At 45.0% G+C, this 22,040-nt stretch carries 27 protein-coding genes; 14 read left to right on the plus strand and 13 right to left on the minus strand.

What is annotated here, in order from left to right:
• Positions 1-9 precede the first annotated feature (9 nt).
• The 13 genes from rpmA to AC27G9_RS06070 all read left to right on the plus strand — a co-directional run bounded on the left by rpmA (position 10) and on the right by AC27G9_RS06070 (position 8,502).
• The gene (gene rpmA, locus AC27G9_RS06010) at positions 10-267 is read left to right on the plus strand and encodes a 50S ribosomal protein L27 (RefSeq protein ID WP_487072097.1); all 258 of its coding nucleotides are present in this window, start codon (positions 10-12) and stop codon (positions 265-267) included.
• 201 nt (positions 268-468) lie between these two features.
• Positions 469-1,632: an Obg family GTPase CgtA gene (gene cgtA, locus AC27G9_RS06015; RefSeq protein WP_487072099.1), complete on the plus strand. Its 1,164-nt coding sequence runs from the start codon at positions 469-471 to the stop codon at positions 1,630-1,632.
• A gap of 249 nt (positions 1,633-1,881) precedes the next feature.
• Positions 1,882-2,178, plus strand: a complete 297-nt coding sequence (locus AC27G9_RS06020) for a hypothetical protein (RefSeq protein WP_487072101.1) — start codon at positions 1,882-1,884, stop codon at positions 2,176-2,178.
• A gap of 126 nt (positions 2,179-2,304) precedes the next feature.
• On the plus strand, positions 2,305-3,072 hold the full coding sequence (locus tag AC27G9_RS06025; protein WP_487072103.1) for a hypothetical protein: 768 nt from the start codon (positions 2,305-2,307) through the stop codon (positions 3,070-3,072).
• Between the two features lie 17 nt (positions 3,073-3,089).
• A complete protein-coding gene (locus tag AC27G9_RS06030) occupies positions 3,090-3,692 on the plus strand; it encodes a macro domain-containing protein (protein ID WP_487072105.1) in 603 nt (200 codons plus the stop codon).
• An 83-nt stretch (positions 3,693-3,775) separates the two neighbouring features.
• A complete protein-coding gene (locus AC27G9_RS06035) occupies positions 3,776-4,255 on the plus strand; it encodes a hypothetical protein (protein WP_487072107.1) in 480 nt (159 codons plus the stop codon).
• Between the two features lie 114 nt (positions 4,256-4,369).
• Complete coding sequence (locus AC27G9_RS06040; protein ID WP_487072109.1) at positions 4,370-4,774, plus strand: hypothetical protein; 405 nt, start codon at positions 4,370-4,372, stop codon at positions 4,772-4,774.
• A 122-nt stretch (positions 4,775-4,896) separates the two neighbouring features.
• On the plus strand, positions 4,897-5,100 hold the full coding sequence (locus AC27G9_RS06045; RefSeq protein ID WP_487072111.1) for a hypothetical protein: 204 nt from the start codon (positions 4,897-4,899) through the stop codon (positions 5,098-5,100).
• Between the two features lie 300 nt (positions 5,101-5,400).
• The gene (locus AC27G9_RS06050) at positions 5,401-5,883 is read left to right on the plus strand and encodes a hypothetical protein (RefSeq protein ID WP_487072113.1); all 483 of its coding nucleotides are present in this window, start codon (positions 5,401-5,403) and stop codon (positions 5,881-5,883) included.
• Between the two features lie 295 nt (positions 5,884-6,178).
• On the plus strand, positions 6,179-6,946 hold the full coding sequence (locus AC27G9_RS06055; protein WP_487072115.1) for a tetratricopeptide repeat protein: 768 nt from the start codon (positions 6,179-6,181) through the stop codon (positions 6,944-6,946).
• Positions 6,947-7,183: 237 nt separating this feature from the next.
• Positions 7,184-7,528, plus strand: a complete 345-nt coding sequence (locus AC27G9_RS06060; protein WP_487072117.1) for a hypothetical protein — start codon at positions 7,184-7,186, stop codon at positions 7,526-7,528.
• A 121-nt stretch (positions 7,529-7,649) separates the two neighbouring features.
• Entirely contained in the window at positions 7,650-8,069 is a 420-nt protein-coding gene (locus AC27G9_RS06065) for a hypothetical protein (protein WP_487072119.1), read from the plus strand.
• Between the two features lie 127 nt (positions 8,070-8,196).
• A complete protein-coding gene (locus AC27G9_RS06070; RefSeq protein ID WP_487072121.1) occupies positions 8,197-8,502 on the plus strand; it encodes a hypothetical protein in 306 nt (101 codons plus the stop codon).
• A 259-nt stretch (positions 8,503-8,761) separates the two neighbouring features.
• On the opposite strand, the gene AC27G9_RS06075 is transcribed toward AC27G9_RS06070, so the two are convergent.
• A complete protein-coding gene (locus AC27G9_RS06075; protein WP_487072123.1) occupies positions 8,762-10,192 on the minus strand; it encodes a GAF domain-containing sensor histidine kinase in 1,431 nt (476 codons plus the stop codon).
• A 254-nt stretch (positions 10,193-10,446) separates the two neighbouring features.
• On the opposite strand from AC27G9_RS06075, the gene folA reads away from it, so the two are divergent.
• Positions 10,447-10,932, plus strand: coding sequence for a type 3 dihydrofolate reductase (gene folA, locus AC27G9_RS06080; RefSeq protein WP_487073623.1), 486 nt, complete (start codon positions 10,447-10,449; stop codon positions 10,930-10,932).
• A gap of 16 nt (positions 10,933-10,948) precedes the next feature.
• Here the strand turns inward: folA and AC27G9_RS06085 are convergent, their stop codons facing one another.
• The 12 genes from AC27G9_RS06085 to AC27G9_RS06140 form a co-directional block, all read right to left on the minus strand.
• Positions 10,949-11,482, minus strand: coding sequence for a hypothetical protein (locus AC27G9_RS06085; RefSeq protein WP_487072125.1), 534 nt, complete (start codon positions 11,480-11,482; stop codon positions 10,949-10,951).
• 101 nt (positions 11,483-11,583) lie between these two features.
• Entirely contained in the window at positions 11,584-13,233 is a 1,650-nt protein-coding gene (locus tag AC27G9_RS06090) for a cytochrome-c peroxidase (protein WP_487072127.1), read from the minus strand.
• 249 nt (positions 13,234-13,482) lie between these two features.
• A complete protein-coding gene (gene rpoS / locus AC27G9_RS06095; RefSeq protein WP_487072129.1) occupies positions 13,483-14,481 on the minus strand; it encodes an RNA polymerase sigma factor RpoS in 999 nt (332 codons plus the stop codon).
• Between the two features lie 87 nt (positions 14,482-14,568).
• Positions 14,569-15,411: a peptidoglycan DD-metalloendopeptidase family protein gene (locus AC27G9_RS06100; protein ID WP_487072131.1), complete on the minus strand. Its 843-nt coding sequence runs from the start codon at positions 15,409-15,411 to the stop codon at positions 14,569-14,571.
• A 13-nt stretch (positions 15,412-15,424) separates the two neighbouring features.
• A complete protein-coding gene (locus tag AC27G9_RS06105) occupies positions 15,425-16,006 on the minus strand; it encodes a YqaA family protein (RefSeq protein WP_487072133.1) in 582 nt (193 codons plus the stop codon).
• Entirely contained in the window at positions 16,003-16,638 is a 636-nt protein-coding gene (locus AC27G9_RS06110) for a protein-L-isoaspartate(D-aspartate) O-methyltransferase (RefSeq protein ID WP_487072135.1), read from the minus strand. The genes AC27G9_RS06105 and AC27G9_RS06110 overlap by 4 nt, the downstream gene beginning before the upstream one ends.
• Before the next feature lie 19 nt (positions 16,639-16,657).
• Positions 16,658-17,419, minus strand: coding sequence for a 5'/3'-nucleotidase SurE (gene surE, locus AC27G9_RS06115; RefSeq protein ID WP_487072137.1), 762 nt, complete (start codon positions 17,417-17,419; stop codon positions 16,658-16,660).
• Positions 17,403-18,494, minus strand: a complete 1,092-nt coding sequence (truD, locus tag AC27G9_RS06120; protein WP_487072139.1) for a tRNA pseudouridine(13) synthase TruD — start codon at positions 18,492-18,494, stop codon at positions 17,403-17,405. Before truD ends, surE begins: the two co-directional genes overlap by 17 nt.
• Positions 18,491-18,970 (minus strand): 2-C-methyl-D-erythritol 2,4-cyclodiphosphate synthase, encoded by a 480-nt coding sequence (gene ispF / locus AC27G9_RS06125; protein WP_487072141.1) that lies wholly within the window; start codon positions 18,968-18,970, stop codon positions 18,491-18,493. The genes truD and ispF overlap by 4 nt, the downstream gene beginning before the upstream one ends.
• Positions 18,961-19,680 (minus strand): 2-C-methyl-D-erythritol 4-phosphate cytidylyltransferase, encoded by a 720-nt coding sequence (ispD, locus tag AC27G9_RS06130; RefSeq protein ID WP_487072143.1) that lies wholly within the window; start codon positions 19,678-19,680, stop codon positions 18,961-18,963. The genes ispF and ispD overlap by 10 nt, the downstream gene beginning before the upstream one ends.
• Positions 19,680-19,970, minus strand: coding sequence for a cell division protein FtsB (gene ftsB / locus AC27G9_RS06135; protein WP_487072145.1), 291 nt, complete (start codon positions 19,968-19,970; stop codon positions 19,680-19,682). Before ftsB ends, ispD begins: the two co-directional genes overlap by 1 nt.
• Before the next feature lie 129 nt (positions 19,971-20,099).
• A complete protein-coding gene (locus tag AC27G9_RS06140) occupies positions 20,100-21,806 on the minus strand; it encodes a TIGR03545 family protein (RefSeq protein ID WP_487072147.1) in 1,707 nt (568 codons plus the stop codon).
• Positions 21,807-22,040 lie beyond the last annotated feature (234 nt).

Consider the following 22,040-nt stretch of genomic DNA (forward strand, 5'->3'; position numbering starts at 1 on the left):
CACGAACACATGGCACATAAAAAAGCTGGTGGTAGTACCAAAAACGGTCGCGATTCAGAAAGTAAACGCCTTGGTGTTAAGCGCTTCGGTGGTGAGTCTGTTTTAGCGGGCAACATCATCGTTAGACAACGTGGTACTCGTTTCCACGCTGGCGACAACATGGGCATCGGTAAAGACCACACACTTTTCGCATTGAAAGACGGTAAAGTCCAATTCGAAGTTAAAGGTCCTAAGAACCGTAAATACGTGAGCATCGTTGCTGAATAAGCAATAGCTACGTAGCTGAATGGCTTCAAAACCCCGCTTCGGCGGGGTTTTTTGTATGTGTCGAAGACGTAATATTTTTGTGCATTGAACGGTCAGTGTAAAAAAGTATTACCTCTTAAGAATTATGAGTGAGATAAGGTCCGAATGCACTATAATACGATAGTGATAGGTTGGCTTTAGACGCACAGAGCGGAGTAAACAATGAAGTTTGTAGATGAGGCTGAAATTCGCGTAGAAGCGGGTGACGGCGGTAACGGTGTCGTTGGTTTTAGGCGCGAAAAGTACGTGCCACGCGGCGGCCCGGATGGTGGTGACGGCGGAGATGGCGGTAGTGTATACCTCATGGCCGACGAGAACTTAAACACCCTTATCGACTACCGTTTTGAGCGCTTCCATCGCGCTCAACGTGGCTCTAATGGTAGCGGCGGCAATTGCACCGGGCGTGGTGGTGAAGACCTGACGTTGAGCGTGCCGGTTGGTACCCGCGCAACAGACGTCGATACCCAAGAATTGCTGGGTGATCTAACCCGTCATGGGCAGAAAATGAAAGTGGCTCAAGGGGGCTATCACGGCTTGGGTAACGCTAGATTTAAAAGCAGTGTTAACCGAGTGCCTCGCCAAAAAACCAATGGTACACCGGGTGAAATTCGCAACTTAAAGCTAGAGCTAATGTTGCTTGCCGATGTGGGTTTGTTGGGTTTGCCAAATGCCGGAAAATCTACCTTTATCCGCTCAGTGTCAGCCGCTAAGCCAAAAGTGGCCGATTACCCATTTACAACCCTCGTACCGAATCTGGGCGTCGTACGCCAAGATGCGCAACGCAGCTTTGTGATTGCAGATATTCCAGGATTGATAGAAGGTGCAGCAGACGGCGCAGGTCTAGGTATTCGTTTCTTGAAGCACCTTGAACGTTGCCGTGTATTGTTGCACTTGGTCGATCTTATGCCTGCGGATCAGTCAGATCCGGCAGAAAATGCCCGTGCCATTATCGAAGAACTTGAAAAGTACAGCCCGGAACTTGCTGCTAAGCCACGCTGGCTAGTGTTCAACAAAGTTGATTTGATGCTTGAAGAAGAAGTGGAAGAGCTTTGTCAGTCAATTGTTGATAAGTTGAGTTGGGAAGGTCCTACGTACCACATTTCGGCATTCCAAAAGCTAGGCGTGACGGAGCTAAGCCGCGATATCATGGACTATATCGAAACCTTGCCTGCAGAATTGGAAACCGATAAGAACGAAGAAGAAGTCGAGTTCAATTGGGATGCATATCACAGTAAAGCAATCGCAGAAGCGGAAGAAGACTGGGATGACGACGATGACGATTGGGACGAAGATGATTACGACGTAGAAGTCGTCTACAAAAAGTAAAAATGATAAAGGCCAACACTGTTGGCCTTTTTTGTTTTTGGCAAACAAGACCAAAACAACGCCGTCATAAGCTCAATGGAACGGCAGCTGCACAGCAATCATTGGCGCTGTGATAGCAAAGGTGATAGCGTGTTAGCTCAAAGGCTGCGATACATAAGGAAAATGATGACGGTCAAAATTTTTACACTCCTTTTGTGTTTTCAAATCTCATTTGCTCATGCTTGCCTAAATAGTGACAAAAGGTGGTTTTTGGTAGGTAACTCTGTTTCAGACATCACAACAAGTACGTTAGAGAGGGAGTTAGAACGATTCCTGAGTACTAAACCTGCTGGGTTATTGCTACCACTCGACAAATACATTTTTCAATACAAAGTCTTGCAAGAAACAAAAGTGAAAATTCATGGGCTTTGTATCGACGAATTCGATACCGACGAGCTAACGGACGAGTTTATAGTGGTTCGAGATGGTGGGAATTGCTTCTTTTCGATAGACTTTGATATCCGTACAAAAACATTTGACCATCTTAATATCAATGGTCTAGCTTAAATCAGCTGGCTAAGGAGCTATTGAATTATGGTAGCGTTTGACGTTCAGTAGGGTGAAGGACACGGCGGCGCTGTGCAGTCGTAAACACAACGCTGGACCTCGACCGAGGGATATTACTAGGGAAGTATGAGTACAATTTTAAAGCTACTAGGCATAATGGGGGTATTGTTGTTCGGCGGTCTCTTTTCTCTGACGTTAGTGTCACCTGAGATAGTTGAAAACTCCGCAAAAGGTTTCGTGAAAACTCAAATTGAAAAGGAAGTTCGTGGTAAGCGACTCGCCATGAGTAATGCCTCAGTGACGGACGCCGCGTTAAAAGTTGCTGCTAAGTTGGGATTAGAAAAGGAAAAAATACAGGCTGATTTGGATGCCAAACTGCCGGATAAAATTGCAAGTATCATCGCCGCTATGTGTGGGTATGATTGTGAGAAAAAGAGAGCGGTGTCAGAGTCTTTAGCCTCGAGCTATATGGATAGAATCAAGAACATCCAAGTAGCAGAAGCCACCCTTAATGATGTTGTTAAAGGCAAATACCTCGAAATTGTGGGTAATCTTCAGCTCGATCTTAGAATATTCCTCGGTTCAAACTTGTCGATGTTCCTTCTTCTACTCGTCGTATCGTTTTTAAAGCCGAAAGCGGTAGCGCATTTGTTTCTTCCCAGCGTGTTGTTGGTTGTCGCAACCATAATATCGACAGGCATTTACCTCTATGGTCAAGATTGGTTCTATACGATTTTATACAACGATTACATGGGCTTAGGGTATCTTGTTTATCTTGCTGTGATATTCGGTTTTTTAAGCGATGTAATTTTTAACAAGGGTAGGGTTACGAGCGCAATTATTAACACTCTCGCCAGTATGGTTGGCTCTGTGTTTTCAGTCGTTCCATGCTAGGTATGTTAGGAGGTGCTTTGTATATCCCAAAAAAGATATATCTCATCGATCTAGATGTTTCTCTAGTGGATGCTTGGCGAACACAGTTTCGTCAATACAAGGATACTGTTGAGGCGCTCTCGTGCGACTATTTTGATATTCCTGCCGATTGCATGGTGAGCCCTGCTAATAGTTTTGGTTATATGGATGGTGGCCTGGATCGAATTATCAGCTATGAGTTGGGTGATGAAATAGAAGGCATTGTTCAATCGGCAATAGTGAAAGAGTTTTATGGGGAAATCCCTGTTGGCTCGGCGCTACTCGTTGATACGGGTTCAGAGAAATGGCCTTATCTTGCCGTTGCTCCAACGATGAGAGTACCAGAAGATGTTTCGACAACATGTAATGCCTATTCAGCGTTTAGAGCGATATTGCTAGCCATAAGTAAGTTCAATGCAACGAACCCGAAGAAGAGAGTCGATACTTTGGTTTGTTCTGGTTTAGGCACTGGTATTGGTGGGATGTCGCCAGAAACGTGTGCACTACAAATGAAATTGGCATATGAAAGTTTTTTGGGCACCCAGAGAATAGCCTCACCGAAGGAAATCTATGCGAATCACAGAAAGCTTTTTAAAGCGTGACGAGTAGGTAGCATAAGGTGTCCGGTAGATAAACGCGTATTTTGCGCACTATTAAATTGTTATGCTTCTTCGAGGAATTCCAAGTGAATCAGGTTGATTTGGACAACTGGGAAAAAATGTACGACTCGTTTTACATCTGCGAGTTTCCATTCTCTGTTGGCGAATTCGAAGAAAAATACTCTATTAATTTTGAAGTTTTCTTGGAAGACGGATTAGGTGAAGTTTTCTATGCCGTAATCTCAATTAATAACTCGTTGTATATGTTCCGAGGATTTAGCGACAAGACCCAAAAAAGAATATGCGTTTGCGCATACATACCTTGTAATTCAAGGAATCCAGAACACTTGTTAGAACAATTACTATTATTTCTTAATTTACTAGAAAGTTCATTGAAGCATCGCGAGAAAGATTTATCACCTCCTAAATGGGTGCTTATGCGGCAAGGTGAAGATGGAAATGAGGTGGAAGTAGACAGGTTTTTAAAAGAGTGTGTCGCGGATCACGTGATGCAAGTATTTACGGATAGAGGGCACAAACAATGTTATTTTGTGCAGCAAACATAATAAGGCGATCAAAAATACTCCTTTCGGGGCTGGGACGCAAACGCGGCTGGGTTTCGCCGTTATTGGGTCATAGTCGTACCCTTTAGCTTAGTATTATTAATGCTGGAAAGTGAGATGATATTTGTAGAGTATGAGGTAAAAGGAAGTTCTCAAATCTTTAAAGTCGAAGTTTCAGTTGAAGATTACTTTGAACCAGTAGGCGAAGGAGAAACCTATGAAAGGGATGGCATTCCAAAACACTTAGAAATTAGAGATTATGTCGAGCCAAATAATGATTTAATTCGAAGAGTTAAAGCCAATATATTTGGTGAGATAATTGTACAAAAATTTAGCGAAAATGGTGTTTTACATCAACATACAACACATTCTGACGGCTCAGAGATGTTGGTGATTCAAAGTGATATCGGAAATGGTTTGGTTCATAGTGTTAAGCTAACTAAGCAACACAATCTAGAATGGGTGACAAAGGAAGTTGTAATACTCGATGATGGAAACGGTATTGTTGAATCTCTTTTGTAGGTATTCATAAAAAGCCAAAGCAGGCTGGGACTTTTGACTGTTGGCGGAGTTCTGCTTCGCTTCACATTTTCGCCAACAGTTATATGCCTCTGATAGGGGCTTTTACTCGCAGATTAGCATCGATGGATTTAGCAAAACGCTTAAAAAGAACTTTTCATCCAGGACTTTATCCTGAGATATTGAAAGATGATGGTGATAGTGGTTTTACCTTGCAAAAGGTTGATTTACCGGCTCGTTATGTAATGCACGTTCAAAGATTTGACGCTACTTTACCAATAACTATACAGATTCAAAATGACCGTACATTAGTATGCAAAAGGTCTTGAGCTCTCTGGCTATTAAAAGAAGTCGGCGCTTGTATTGTCTTTACACGTGATGAGTTGCCTAATATCGAGAAAGGCGAATTAATCGTAGATAAGACTGGATTTCATGTGGTCATAAATCAGGGTATTTACATCATTTCAAAAGAAAATAATCTGCTATATCTTCCAAGTCAGTGGTTCAATAGAGCCTTTGGTAAATCAACAGCGGTATTAGAGGCATTGCGCGGTAATGCCGTATAACGAACCAATCCACACAATCTCTGCGCTCGCGGAGGCAAGAAGTGCCGGGAGGGCACTCAATTTATGAAGTTGTTTGGCGATCGTTCAAAATATGCTATTGAAATCGGCAACCTGTCAGAAGGCTCGCGCGACTTATGTCATGTAGACGTTTTTGCCTCTAATCAATCTCTTCATCCAATAGATAAAACGGTATATATCCCGCAATTTGTGGCCGCGATGGATTCAGATTTAAACCGGATTTTGTCTGAATTTGATCCGGCAATGGACCAATTTCCATTTCCAAAGTTAACTCCTATCGAGAATTTTTTGGCATTACACAAAGAAGCGGAACATGACAATACTCGCTATTTTCAACAGCGCTTTATGGATTGGGGACCAACTACCGATGATGTCTCTGTTCAAATATTCAGAGTGAAAAGCATGGTCCATATCCCCTTTATGTTTTATGAAAGTTCAGATGTGTTGTGCACAACTATTTCAAATTCGGAGCTAAAAGACATACTCTACAATACTATTGTTGAGCTATTAGCGCTTCGACAAAATTAAAGTAGCGCTCAGTAAAGCTCTGAAAGGGGCACGCAAGTTAACGTGTAGTGAATATAGATATACTTGTATTGACTTGTTTAAGAATCCGCTGATATTCATGGCCAATATCGCCTTGTTACGCAAGGGCCAATTGCCTAGTCTTCAAGCTTTAGTGTTAGTGCGGCGAAATGCCATACTAATAGGGTTTAATCGAAATAACTCATTTTAATTTCCACTGTACGTGTCTATATATTTGAATTTAATGTGGTTTAATAAGGGGGGCGTGAGAGCGACGTGTTTAATTTTCAGGGAGCGAATGGTGCATAAAAGTTATATTTTCCTATGTACATTACTAATGCTAGTAGCTGGGTGCGCAAGCACAGAAAGTAATGTCAATTACGGCTTGAACCATTACGAAATGGGACTTTTTAATCACGCTATTCCCCCGTTACTGAAGAGTGTCCCTGAACTAGAAAAGTCATCTCCTACCGATCACAGAGTAACAAGAGGATACCTTGCACTGGGTATTATGGCGCAAGATGACAAACTACTTGAGCAAGCCGAGAGCTTCCTGATAAAAGCGCTAGAAACGTCTAAAAAAGTTTCGCAGAACAGAAAAACACATCTTCGCAATGCCCATAATACGCTTGGTAATTTTTATCTCAATCAAGAAAAGTATGATAATGCTTTAACGCATCTAACCGGGGCGCTCGAAATAAGTAAAGAAGAGAACCTTGCACCGACATTAATTGCAATAGACTTAGATAACCTAGCGTTGGTTCACTCTGAATTGGGCGAATATAGAGAATCATTAAAGCTGTCTCAAGAGGCTTTGGAATTAAATGAAAAATCACCCAACCACAAATATTATCTTCGAACCAGAGGCATTGTTGGATTCAACCAAGCGAAATTATATGAACTACTAAGTGAAACTAGATTAGCCGAAAAGAGCTATGACTTATCGATAGAGGCATTAACGTTGTTGGTTCAAAATAATTCGTATGAGGAATGGCGGTTGGAATTGGTAAAAAAAGAAAAGCTAAAATTTCTTGATGGCCTAAAGAATAGTCTCAAAGGCAACTAGAGAGGAACGGTTGGTATTGGTCTCCTACAGCTATAGATAAATCGTTTAAAGAGGTAACAGAGAACGTTTTAAGCATAGCGTCGACAGTTATATGGCCGCCACTACAGCACTTCGAGTTTACAGACTAGTCATAATGATATGGTCAACTTTTCCTCTTCACTACGTGGTTGGGCTTCAAGCAAAAAGCTCTGCTTTGCACACCTTGTGTCTCAATATTACTTTCACAGCGAACTCTTTATGAAACTCATCACCTTTTTACTCCTTTTAGTACTTTTTGGTGGTTGTGTCGACCATCATTCTGCGAGTTCTTATGATTTAAAGTCAGTAGAGCTTGACGCTGAAAGTATTCTAGACCATGGTTTCGTCAATATGGATGACTTGCCCACTGCAATAGACAAACTGAATCCAAATGACATTAGAATTTCAAGCGAGGGTTTATACATTGTATTGACTCGTTCTTTTGTAGCAGAAAGTGGCTTTTTCGTCCCAAACCCCACAGCGGAAGTAAACACTAAACCCGGCAGTGACCCAGAATTTAAAAGGATTTCAGGAAATGTGTATAGCTACATCATTAAAGGGTGAGTTTAACAAACGTTTTGAAACGTATAGTAACGCACGGCGGGACTCAACCCATGGGGAGCTTCGCATAACCGCCCAAGCGTTTGTAACCCGTGAACGCGTATTAGGCACTATAGAGGACTAAATGAAATTTTATCTCTTAGTGTTTATTCTCTTTTGTGGAAATGTGCTGGCTGACTCGGAAGCTGAATTTAAGATTGTTTTTCCTAAAGAAGAATTCGTCGATAACTCCTTCCGCGTCACAATCAATACGCAAGTTAGCGAACTATTGCTTCAGCGATTAATGTCAAATTTGGAGTTTTATATGTCGCTTAGAAAGTCTGTCATACTAGAACAGGCATTCAAAACTCAAAATGAATTGGATAGCAAAATTTTCTTTTCGATTCACACAATATTGAAATCAATAGAAAAAAATGAGTCTAACAGACTTTTCTTTGCAAACGTAAAACAGGAACTTATAGAACATCCTTTAACCTTGGATAGTCAAAATATTAACGACAGAGTATTACCCAACATCGATGAGTTTATTTCAGACGGCACCTAAAAAACGATTATGTCGTCAACACATTCACATAGCTCGTTGAAACAATTTATCGTATATGAGGCCGAAACGACTTGCGCTTAACATAGAAATTCGCTTTCTGTGGATAAGATAATTTTCAAGGATAGATATGCCGTATTTTCAAGTAATGCTGGAAGGAAAAGATTTTCCCGTAAAAAATGAAGGTAAGAACGAGGTGTTTGGCTTTTTTACAACACGCTGGGTCAAAGCCCCTGATGAGGAACAGGCGGAACTGAAAGCAGTGGAACTAATAAAAAATGACAATTACCTGCTCAATATGATGATTGATAATGATGAGCACTGTCCAAAGATTTACCTTGTCGATATATTTAAAACTAATTGGCTCACATATTTTCGTAAGTATCCGGGGAAAGGTTATAGCTTCTACACGGATAATGGGGGAAATGAAAACTAACAAACGGCTGTAGAGAGTACTTTCTCTTACCCATTCTTTCAGAGCGAAAATAGAATCCTAGCAATATCATGGTGTTGAATTGGGGTGAAGGTGAACAGCTTCCTAGCAAACTTGCATTCGCTCTAGCATTCCAATGCCGATATTTAGCGCGCTAAATTGACTATATACGAGATTTTATCAGTGTACCTTGTAACGTGTCGGGGAATGGAAGGCTGCTATCAAAGAAAAGGTCGTGCGACGCGGTATGCAACCACACCGGTTAAAACACAGTTAGCGGAATCATGATTTCAAAGCGTGCACCCACGGGGGCTCTCTGGGCGCAGAATTTACCATGGTACAAGCTAGATACGATATTGCTCGCGACATTCAAGCCAAGGCCAATGCTCTGTTGGCCTTTCTTGCCAACAAAGAATGGGTCGAAAATTTTGTCTTTCATCGACTCCGGAATCCCGCAGCCATTGTCTTGATAGTTAATAACTAGCTCGTCGTTTACCACTCGTACGTGAATCGTGATCACGCCTTGCTCCATGGCTTCGAAGCCGTGAGTAATACTGTTATCAATCAACTGCAGTAATATTTGGGTTAAGCCATGTTTTGCTAAGCACACTTCGTGGGATTCAACATCGATGTTGAGTTGATGGCACTTGAGTAAGCCTTTCAACATGGACTTTAGCTCGTTGAAATACGCCATAATATTGAAGGTGGATTGGGATTTATCGAACTCTTCCACATTAATTGCTTTGAAGCGGCTAATCAGCTCGGTAGTACGGCCGAGATTATTCTCACCTAGTGTTAGCATTGCACTTACGTTATTGAGTGAATCAATAACCGCTTTTCGGCTTAGTGGCTCCTTTCCTGCCATTGATTTGACCAACTTATCTACCAAATCCCGAGCTGAGGTCATCGACGTGACTGCAATGCCGACTGGCGTGTTGAATTCATGAGCTAACCCCACGACCAAGCTGCGTGTCGTATCGTTTTTCTCTTGATTCACTTGTTGTGAATGAGCGTAGCCTTGCTCCTTCAGCGCCATTTCTAGCTCTTTGATGGTCACGGCGAGCTTCTGTGACCTTTCATCTAAGGTTTGCATGAGTTCGCGGTTAGCAGATTCGAGGCGCTGTCTATTCTCGTGATTTTCAAATACGACAGCGGCGAGGTTCGCCGACATTTCAATAAACTTGATGTCTTCATCGCTGGGGGCTTTTGGCGTTGCATAATACATAGCAAAAGTACCAAAGCAGCGACCATTTTCGCCTAAGATTGGTTCTGACCAGCAAGCTTCCAATCCGGCAGATTGAGCGAGATCTTTATATTGAACCCAATAAGGGTGGCTACCGATGTCTTCAACAATGACGCGTTTCTTGGCAAATGCAGCGGAACCACAGGAACCCACCCCTTGACCAATTTTTACGCCTTCAAGCGCATCACAATAAAATTGCGGCAAACCATCATCTGCGATGGGGTGTAACGTGGCATTTTCCTCGTCCAAACGAAGAACAGAGCAAAACATATCGGGGTTGTATAAACGTGATTCTGAGCACAAACGTTGCAAAGTATCTTGTAACGGGTGGCCAGTTGCAGCCATTTTCAGCACTTGATTGCGGCCTTGCTCTAACTCAGAGTAGCGCTTCCAATAGTCGAGTTTGTCCTCGATTGGAGAGAGATTAGAGGGAATTCCTGATGGCAGCATTACTCGGTGGTTAACTCACGAAAAACAAGACCTACTAGTCACAATAGAAGTAAAAACCCGTTTAGTCTACGACTATTTCGATTTGAGGCATGGTTCACTGATATGTATCAAAATTTGCATTTATAAAAATCAATACAAGTGTGTGCGATCATCAATGAGCACTCTTATAAGGTTTGGCAATGTGTTGCCAGATCTGTCAATAAATAGTAGGTTACGCGCTGGTTTTGCAAAGAGTCGACACAATGAAAATATCTATGATTGCCGCCATGGCTAACAACCGAATTATTGGTGCAGATAATGCGATGCCTTGGCACTTACCGGCAGATCTCAAGCATTTTAAATCTGTGACGATGGGCAAACCAGTCGTAATGGGCAGAAAGACATACGAATCCATAGGCCGAGCACTTCCGGGCCGTTTGAACATTGTCATCTCTGGGCGTGACGGCTACACCTTACAGGATGCGACTGTAGTGAAAACACCCGAGGCAGCGATGGCATGTGCAGCCGAGACGTCAACTGACGAAGTGATGATCATCGGTGGTGGCACGATTTATCAGCGTTTTTTAGCGCAAGCTAATACCTTGTACTTAACCTTTATTGATTTAACGGTAGAGGGCGATACGCAATTCCCTGACTATGAGAGCGTGGGTAGCTGGCAGGAGAGCGAGAGCGAGTCTCATCAAGCCGATGAGAAAAATCCCCATCCATACCGCTTTGTTACCTTGTGTAGAGAACCGTAATATCAAGGCCTAGTGGCTAATTCGCTGTGGCCGACTGCGCCTTGCGCTTTTGCTTGTACAAAGACAGGGTATACAGGTAACCATAGGCGCCACTGAAAACCATAGAGGGAGCCACCGTCAACCAGAGGTTAGGCGTTTGATTCACTAGGTTAACGCCAATCACTAGCAATGATTGTACTGTGAGCGGAATCAGCGGCGACACGATCACACCTGGAAGACAAGTGCCTTTTAACCAAGACGCCGAACGTTCGATAAGATCGTCTGCACTGGCTCGAATGGCTTTGGCCTGAGTGGTTTGGCTGTGAGCATAGCAAAGTACGGGTACCATGAATGCAAAGCTCATCCAACGGGTTCCGATGCTTTTGTAAAACCGCTCGAGCAACCATGTAAAACCTAGCGTGACACCACCACTGTAAATCCCTTGCACCAGCGCGCTGCGCACTAAGACTGACATATCATCAGTGACTAGGCGGTTTGCGAAAAAGCTCCAACCTGCATAAAACAGAAAAGAAACAATGGCTGATAACCAGAGGCGTTGTGAAGACGTCATAAGCTCAATTCAAATGTAACCAATAGTTTTGAGTATGACAGGTTTTTGTGCGAAGTCATTTCATAAAAAGATGACATCCTTGTCATCCCACGTCCCGACTGTTAAATATCGTTGCCGTTTTCGTCCTCTGCGATAAGAGGGTTGTTATCTGGAAAGCTTGCTTCATCTTGGGCATCTACAATCCATGGACTTAGGCATATTCTGTCTTCCACGCATGGATCAGTCAGCGATTCTAAGAATGCAACAATGGCTGCTCTTTCATTTTGATTTAAGCCTACTGGCATTAATGCAGATGTGACTTCGACTTCGTTATCATTTGCGCTATTGAGACGGTCGATAACGTCTGACGAATTCGCCTGTGCGTCTGGGTACAAGGCTTGGCAGGTAAGGTCAGATTGTGCGAGTAGTTGTTCAAATTGGGGCAGGTCGCACAAGTCACCATTGTTGCCGAACAACTGTTGAACTTGGTTGCCTGGGTTAACATAGTGACCCACAACTTGCGCCAGTGAATCATAAGTTCCAGCATGGCCATATGGTGCGGTAACACTGACATTGAGCAAACTTGGGGTTCTAAAATGGTAGCGATCTTCGGGATCACCGGTGACTTGTTCGCGGCCAAAGTCATGAGTAGCGCCGTTGCCACTGTCGTCACCTTTACCAGGGCCAATCTGTGGGAAAGCCGTTAAATGAAAGCGATCGTCCGTAAACCTATTTGAGTTGTGGCACTGAACGCAGCCTGCTCCACCCTGGTTGCGGGCCGTATAGAACAGTTGAGCCCCTTCTTTTTGCTGCTCCGTCAAAGCGGTATTGTCGCCGTCGAGATAAGCATTCCAAGGACTGTCAACAAACACCATACTGCGCTGGTATTCACCGATAGCTTGAGCAATGCGATCAAATGTGACGTCTGGATCGCCAAAGGCCACTTCAAAGGCTTGTGGCCAAGTTGAGGTAAAACTACCGTCACTGTTGTCAAAACGAGTTGTGAGCTGAAGTCGTAAGTCGGTGTTATCGGCACCGTCTGCAAAGTTACCTCGCATCTCTTCTTGTGAAGTAACTGGGAATCTTGCCTGCGCTGCGGCCAATGTGGCATCTGCTGGAAGGTTAGGGTCCGCGATGCGGTTGCCATTGTTGTTGGTAGGTGAATCTGGAGTGACGATATTGCCATTCGGCGTTCTTGAGATTCTGCCATCCCAAAACATATTGGTATCTTGCAAGCCCAAATTTAAAACACTGGGGGAGTTTCGGGGTACAGGTGGACGAGGGTCACCTTCTACGCCACTCATTCTACCGATTCCTAGTAATGCATGGGCATCGTTTCCAAGCGCATCGACGGCGTGAACCCCAACAGGAAGAGACAAGTTGTCACCCCCACCTAACATTGGATGGTGACAACTGACACAAGCGACGCTTTGTTCGCCCCCTAAGTTTTTTGCGAAAAACAGTGCTTTACCCAATTGTGGAATCGGGTCATTGATACTTGGTAAGTCTAGATTGGCAGCATCAATAGCAAACAAGCTCAGCTCGGCTAGGCGTTCTCTCAATGCGTTATCCAAAGCGGTGGGTTCGTTTGGATCGTTTTGATCATTGGGATCGGTTGGGGTAGGCCCCGGATCTGCTGGTGGGACTTCCACTTCTACTGGATCATTGGATTCGCTAGACCCGCCACCACAGGCGGTTAACGTGGCTAAACTTACGGCTAGTGCTAGATAGCGAATTTGATGGGGGAATAGGGCGTAATTTCTGCTCATCATGCTTCTCCAATATCGGCTCATGGTTAGTGTGCGCGACAAATGTGCAAACAATATTCAAAAAGCAGGTAAAAATTCAGAAATTGGACTGGGATTTACGTTTTGTGAGGTGTGGTTGGATGATCACGCAGAAGACGTACCATAATAGTGCTACGACTCGACACGTAATCGGGCCCGCAAAAAATGGATACTCAATGGTGGTTTCACCATTGGCACAGGTGAAACCTGTGCCAAATGGGTGAACGGTTTTCTTTAACTGAGCTTATTGAACAGGCTTTCGAGGTTGAGGCCTTGATGACTCAACATGTCGCGTAGGCGTCGTAAAGCTTCAACTTGGATCTGTCTGACACGTTCCCGAGTCAAACCGATCTCAGCGCCAACGTCTTCCAGTGTCGACGGCTCATACCCCATGAGGCCAAAGCGGCGAGCTAGCACTTCTCTTTGCTTGGGGTTTAAATCTTGCAGCCAACCGACAATGTTGTCTTTGATGTCGTTGTCTTGCAAGTTTTCTTCTGGGCCATACTCAGACTCATCGGCCAAAATATCGAGTAATGCTTTGTCGTTTTCACCGCCAATTGGCGTGTCAACTGACGTGATACGTTCGTTTAAACGCAGCATTTTGCTGACTTCTGATACTGGCTTTTCAAGCGCCTCAGCAATTTCTTCGGCTGTTGGCTCATGATCTAGCTTTTGTGACAACTCTCTGGCTGCACGAAGGTAAACATTGAGTTCCTTCACAACATGGATAGGCAAGCGAATCGTGCGAGTCTGGTTCATGATTGCGCGTTCGATTGTCTGGCGAATCCACCATGTGGCGTAGGTCGAGAATCTGAAGCCTCGTTCTGGATCGAACTTTTCAACCGCGCGGATCAGGCCTAAGTTGCCTTCTTCAATCAGGTCGAGCAACGCTAGACCTCGGTTGTTGTAGCGGCGAGCAATTTTAACCACAAGGCGTAGATTACTGACAATCATGCGCTTGCGTGAAGCTTCACAGCCTTTCAAAGCTCGTCGAGCAAAGTAAACTTCTTCTTCTGCGGTAAGTAGTGGCGAAAATCCTATTTCACCCAAGTAAAGTTGGGTTGCGTCGAGATTTTTGGGAAGGTCTTCCTGGCTTGCGATCAAGTCGTCGAATTTTTCATTTTCGACATCAGAATCACTTATATCTTCGTCTTTCACATCAACGGCTACATCAAGCTCATCGACATCATCACGAGGTGTTGCTTCGATTACAGTACTTTTTTGATCACCCATAACTGCATCTCCTGCTTTTTATGGTTACTTTATGATGTTCGCTCCTGTACGTTTCTTATTATTATTTATTGTTATTATTATCGATTATTACTGTGGCAGGTATCTGAGTGGATCAAGAGATTTACCCTTATACCTGACTTCAAAGTGAAGCTTTACCGAATCTGTGCCCGAGTCACCCATAGTGGCAATCTGTTGGCCAGCTTTGACCCATTGTTGCTCTGTGACTTTAACTGTGTCGTTGTATGCATAGGCACTGAGAAAGTTATCACTATGTTTAATGATGACTAAGTTGCCATATCCTCTCAGTGCATTGCCAGAATAAACCACTTTTCCGTCCGCAGCGGCAACAACTGGTGTACCCCTCGCGGCTTGAATATCTATGCCTTTATTCCCCGATTCAGCCTTGCTGAACCTTGCAACCAGCTTCCCCTCGGCAGGCCAGACCCATTGTGATACGCGGGCTGGAAAGCGTTTTTTAGACGAGTTACTCGACGTCTTAACCGGCTGGTTGTTAACATCTTTTTCACTTTCACCATACGCCTGCTGTTTTTGTTGGTCAACAGGATTTGAACGATTATTTTTCGTGGTAAGACCAGTATCCCTTGACTTAACCGATTTTGTTGTAACTTTGCGCTTTGGTGGTGCAGGCGCCTGTAATTTCAGGGATTGCCCGGGATATATGGTGTAGGGCGCATATAAATTGTTATAACGGGCGAGATCGCGGTAATCGTTGCCGCTGTACCAAGCAACGGCAAAAAGCGTGTCACCGGGTTGCACGGTGTAGGTCGATTGGGAAAAGGGATCCTGTTGTGACGGCTTTTCGCTATTGAGCAATGTGACAGGGGCGGGTACCGAGCGGCTGCTGCAGCCATTGACAAAGGCTGTGGTCAGAATGATACAACATGCGATGGCGCCATCCTTGAATCGCATTGGTAAACTCCTTTTAGTGTCGCAATAGCAAATACGCTATTACAGCGAGAGCAACAACTGCCCATCCGAGGACTTCAATGTATTGCCTCAGTTTGGCTTCCATTTTGGCCCCACCAAACCGCATCAAGCCTGCCACCATGTAAAAGCGAGCGCCGCGACCGACCGCCGACGCCAACAGAAACGGCAAAAATGCCATCTGCAGCACACCTGCGCTAATCGTGAAGATTTTGTACGGAATTGGGGAGAAACCCGCGATGAAAATTACCCATATACCATATTGCTCGAACCAACCCATCGCCGTGTTGAGTTTTTCCGTGTAGCCATAGGATTCGATCAGAGGTGCGAGCCAAGCGTCAAATGCAAAATACCCTAAAAAGTAACCTGCAATACCACCGATTATGGATGCCAATGTCGTGATCAAAGCAAAGGTCCAGGCCTTGTTGGGTTGTGACAATGACATGGGAGCAAGCATCACGTCAGGGGGAATCGGGAAGAATACCGATTCAGCAAAACTCAACCCGCCAAGATACTTACTCGCATGTCGATGTTTAGCCCATTGTAACGCTAGGTCGTATAACGGCTGAAAAATTTTCAAAGTAGATCCCCAGCGACAAGCGGTACAAAACGCACGGCTTCTACCGTTTCGGTGACGAGTTCGCCGTCGATTTTATCGATACATTGCAGACTTTGTTGTTCGTCTCCAACTGGGATAATTAGCCTACCACCTTCATTGAGTTGTTCACACAAGGCTTCTGGCATACTCGCGGCGGCAGCCGTAACAATAATCGCATCAAATGGTGCTTTGCTCGGCCAACCTTGCCATCCATCACCATGTTTCATCGAAATATTATGCAAATCCAATTGATTCATGCGGCGTTTTGCTTGGAACTGCAGCGTTTTGATTCTTTCTACTGAGAAAACGCGCTGAAAGAGCTGCGCCAATATCGCGGTTTGATATCCAGAGCCCGTGCCAATTTCTAACACATTTTTCGGTGGGTTCTTCGCTTTTAGCAGCAATTCCGTCATCTTTGCCACTATGTATGGCTGTGAAATGGTCTGCCCTTGACCAATGGGCAAAGCGGTATTTTGGTATGCTTTGTGTTTCAGTGCATCCGGCAAAAAGCCTTCTCTTGGCGTGTTAGCGATCGCATTGAGGACTTTTTGATCGCGAACACCCTCTTCATAAATCAATTGAGCTAAAGCATCGCCTTTTCGTGAAACTCTCATTTGGGTCTACTACTTCCTATCAATCTCGTTTTTTATTGTTGTTCGCTAGCCACGACTCCATCTCGTCGAGTGAGTGGTGTGCGGTCATATCTACACTCAATGGCGTAACCGAACAGTAGCCATTGGCGACAGCGTGAAAGTCAGTACCGGGACCCGCGTCTTGTTCCTCTCCCACCGGCCCATACCAATAAATCTCACGGCCAAATGCATCCTTGTCCTTTACCATGGTATCAGCACGGTGGCGACTACCCTGGCGAGTCACTCGTATTCCTTTTAACTCGTCATAAGGTACATCTGGGACATTGACATTTAGGATCTGATTAGATGGTAAAGGATGCTGAGCGAGTTGTGAAATAATATCCAATACCACTTTGGCCGCAGTCTCAAAGTTTTCGCCCTTTTTCGATGTCAATGAAACCGCAATGGCGGGCAGGCCCATAAAGCGACCCTCAGACGCTGCTGCTACCGTTCCGGAGTATATGACGTCATCACCTAAGTTGGCACCGTGATTGATGCCCGAAACAACAAGCTGCGGTTCTTCGTCTAATAGGCAATTGAGACCTAAGTGCACACAATCCGAGGGCGTACCATTGACAGAATAGAAGCCATTTTCCATTTCCTGTACACGTAGTGGTTGATGCAAAGACAGAGAGTTACTCGCGCCGCTGCAATTGCGATCGGGGGCAATACAGGTGACATCGTGAAAACGTGAGAGGTGCTCGAAGAGCACACTGATACCTTTGGCAAACACGCCATCATCGTTGCTAAGCAGAAGTTTCATTGGTATCTCCTGATGAACTCTTTTCGTAGGTTATAACGCACTCACGCAACACCGAAGTGGCAAAGCAACCTGAAGGGAGATTAAACGAAACAACTAAGTCTTGTTCTTGAACTTGGTAAGCTAGGCCTTTGGGCCACAAGCGAATTTGTCGTCGTTCCTGTTTTAATCCAGCATTTTCGAGGCACGTCAAAACGTCGGAGTATTGCGATGTCACACTGTCCTCGAATGCATGGGCATCACTAGTGGTTGCGGCTTTACCTTTGCCCCACAGTGGTGCTGTCGGGCACACATCGCCCTGCTGGTAACGAGTGGCTAAATCAGTATCACTGCCATCATTGCTAAAGAAGCTATTTGAACCCGTTAAGCCAATGGCATCGCCCAACATGATGTTGTCAAAATGACTGCTGGTAATACGCTGTGATATCACTTCATTAAATAACCAACTTCGAAGAGCCGAGAGCGCCATCGAGCGTTTGTTACGGTTTTTGATGGTTTCGCCATTGATCATGCGCTCGGCTAATGCCAGGTTACCACCTTTTCTCAATTCGCCATCGTCTCCCAAGCGCTGAACGCCAAAGCGTTGTTCGCCAAAATAGTTGGGTACGCCTTGTTGCCCCGCAATATCGAGTTTCGCTGTGACATCTTCGATGTTTTCAACATCGCGGAGGCGAATGATAAACGTGTTGCCCTTTAGCTGGCCGGTACGCAATTTTTTGTTGTGCCTAGCCACTTTGATAATGTTTACACCCTCAATGGTGCACGCTTCCCACGGAAAGGATTTGACTCCGGGCGCGTGAATGCCAAACCATTGCCTACACACGCCATATTTATCTTTGCGACCTGCATATGTGATATTGCGCAATGGCAAACCTGTGAAGCTGGCCAATTGTTCGGCGACAAATGCAGTGTTTAAGTTCCGCTTTTCAATGAAGACGAAAATGTGCTCGCCATCACCTGTTAACTCATACCCTAAGTCTTCGATGACGATGAAGTCTTCGGGCTCGGCCTTAAACTGGCCGCGTCCTTTGGGTGGGATGGTGAGATATGCCCAGTGATCAGTGGAAAGCGCCGTCATGATTTATCCGCGACAAGCAAGGTGACAGCATGCACAGCAATACCTTCTTTACGGCCCACGTAACCTAGTTTTTCTGTGGTGGTGGCTTTGACGTTAATGTTGCCTATTTCGGTCTGACAGTCTTCAGCAATCGCCGCCCGCATAGCGTCGATGTGTGGTGCCATTTTCGGTGCTTGAGCAATGATAGTAATGTCGGCATTGCCCACTTTTAAATTTTGATTTTGCATCAAGCCAATGACATGTCGCAATAGATTGCGACTATCGGCATTGGCGTAAGCATCGTCGGTATCAGGGAAGTGTTTGCCTATATCACCCATTGCACACGCACCTAAAATCGCATCGCAAAGGGCGTGCAAAGCCACATCCCCATCTGAATGGGCAATCAACCCTTGGTCGTGTTCTATTTTGACGCCGCCAATGGTAATCGGGCCTTCGCCACCAAATTTGTGTACATCAAAACCATGACCTATTCGCATTGAGAATCCTGTATGTTGTGTAAATAAAACGATGCCAAAGGCATATCATCGGGATGGGTTATTTTAATATTCGCTGGGTTGCCGGCTACGAGTTTTACCCGATGTCCCATCGCTTCGATAGCGGAGGCTTCATCGGTAATCATTAATTGTTTTGCCAGTCCGTCTTCTAACGCATTGCGCAAAAGTTTAGCTGGAAACAGTTGTGGTGTTAGTGCATGCCACAACGCGTCTCTGGATTCAGTATGGCTGATGACGTCGACGGCGTCTTCGCTTGGCAAGGCGCGCTTCATCGTATCTCTGACAGGCGATGCCAAAATACCGCCGGCCCATTGGTCAGACATGGCTTGATTGATCAGGTTATCGATATCAGAGTGAGACAAACAAGGCCGAGCCGCATCATGAACCATGGCCCAAGCGTCATCTTCAACTACCTGCAATGCGTTTAGGACCGAGTCAGCTCGCTCTTTTCCGCCGTCGACTCGAACTAACCAGTTAGCGTCGGCGATAGACAGCGAAGCAAAATATTCATCACCTGGACTAATCGCGACGATCACACTGTCAATTTGTGGATGAGTGGATAAGCAGGTGAGAGTGTGTTCGAGTACGGTTTTACCATGCAGTGTTAGGTATTGCTTGGGGCGATCTGCTCCCATGCGACTTCCTACGCCTGCGGCAGGTACTACCGCTACGATTTTGGTTGAATTAGTCATTATTGTTGGTCAGCAGGTAATATGCGGTAAAAGGTTTCGCCTTTCTTGATCAAGCCCAGTTCGTTTCGCGCGCGTTCCTCTATGGCTTCTAGGCCAATAGTAAGATCATTGATATCGGCTTTGAGCAGGGCATTACGTTGGGCCAAATTGGCATTTTGTTGTGCTTGTTTATGCACTTCTTGCTGGCGCGACATGTAATCGGGAATACTGTTTTTGCCGAACCACAAACGATACTGGAGCATCGCAAGCAACATCAACAATACTAAAGTTACCCAATTATCTCGCCACACTGGCCACTACCCGTCATTCTTATCAGACATGTTATTATGCCGCTAAGCATCTATTTTGCCTAGCGGCGTCAGTAATAATCCCGTTGCAAGCGAGTTAAATATCAGCGCTCAAACGAGTTTTTTGCTCAACTAGTTAAACAGTTTTTTCAGCAATTTGTCTTTTTGTTGCTCAACAAGGTTAGTTAACTGCGCGTTGAGCAGCTCATCCAATTGCCCACTGTCACTATTCGCTGCACCGATTAGGCCGTTAATATCGGCAAGTTGGCTGCCATTTGCGCCTAATTGCTCCGATGCCATACCGTTGAGCTTTTGCTGAAGTTCGTTGAGTCTTGCTTGCTGTTCTTGCCCTAATTGACCAACAGCCGCTTGTGCTATTTTGCTATCCAAATCGGACGACAACTTAAAGCCCGGTGCCGTTATCGTGCCGTCTAAGTCGACCACCATGTCCAGCTCACTTAAGCCTGACAAGGTATCAGCGATAATCGACGTAAGTTTGTCGTTGCCTGCCGCTTGCATCGCAAGAGACGTCAGATCGATTTCACTGGAACCTGACAATTGGTTATCAACCACTTTGACATTGCCAAGAGTGTTGAGCAATGCGCTGGAAATGGTAGCACTGAATCTGTCGGTATCTGAGAGTGCAAGGTTCTCTAACCCAGCACCAAGCAATTCCCAAGTTTGTTCTGCATCCAGTCCGCTCTCGTCAATCCACAACTGGCCATTGGATGTGAAATTAGCGAGCTTTTCGCCAGCACCTTTGAACATAAAGGTCGTTGGGTTACCAAAAATCGTATGGGCATTGGTGATATTTTCCCATTTGCTCTCGACGCGCTCGCCCTGCCAGTTAAGCGACACATTGGCTTTTCTGATCAACAATTGCATTGGATCTTTAGCACTATCGTCTGGCGCGCTTTCTACCGATTCACCGCCAAGCATTGGGCCTACCATTTGCACTGCAGCAGTAATGTATTGAGTGTAAGCCGCCGCTTGTTCACCGAACACAGATAAAGTGACGGTTTCAATCGCTTGCTGATCCCCCGCGACTAGCCCTTTGAGTAAATCGTAATCTTGGGCAGGAGCAGTTTTCAGGGCTTCAACGCTTTGTGAAAGTTCTGCACTGGCTGACTTCGCTTTTTCAGAGAAGGCAGCAATGTTTTCCTTATCTGCCAGCATTTCCTCTTTGAGCTTAGATAGTTTTTCCTTCGCCTCTAACAGCGCCTGAGGATTTTTATAATCGGTGTTTTTTAACGACTCGACCTCTTGCTTGTAATACGCCATCTTGTCCTTGTTGGGCAGAGCGTCGTAGTCGTCTTTCAATCCAGAGCCATATTTATCGTAGGTGGCTTTGGCGTCAGCGATAGCTGCCGTCGTTTTCAGCGGCGATTTTGCCAATACATCATCCACACTCGGTGCTGATTCCGATTGCTGCTCTAACCACTGATTAAAATTAAAGTTACTTTCAGGTTGCGCTAATACAAATCCTTCAGATTGACGAACCTGATCAAAGGCAATATCAACGATAGACAGTTCGTCAACGAGAACCTGGTTGGATAGCAGTGCCATAACGTCGACGTCGGCTTTGGCTTCTACCACAGTCACTTTATTGTGAGTTGGCTTGGCCGGATCTGTCATTTGAATGTCTGACAACATGATTTTGGCCGGAAAAAGGCCGTGATCTAGGCTACCAATATTGACCTCAGCGCCGTGGCTTTGGCTGAGTTGTTTTTCGAGAAAAGACTTGATGATGGCATTGGCAAATAACCAGTATAAAACGACTGGCACGAGGATGATTGCCAATAATATATAGCGCTTTTGCAACCCTTTGCGATTTTCCATGTTTCACTCCATTCAGTGTTTGGCAAATTTTATGGGAAACAGTGTGGCAGTCTCAAGGAATAAATGCACGGATTGGTTGACAGTTTTTCGTTCTGGTTTTGAATGATCCGACTGGTGTCGGCTGCATTTTGGCTGTATGGTTGCGCTAAATTATAAGAATAACGCCTAAGTGCGCGTGTTGTAGGAATACAAGAATCAATTAACACTTTGTTATTAAAGTGTTTTTTAATTTGG

It is taken from the genome of Alteromonas sp. 5NS40-0096 (assembly GCF_057544385.1).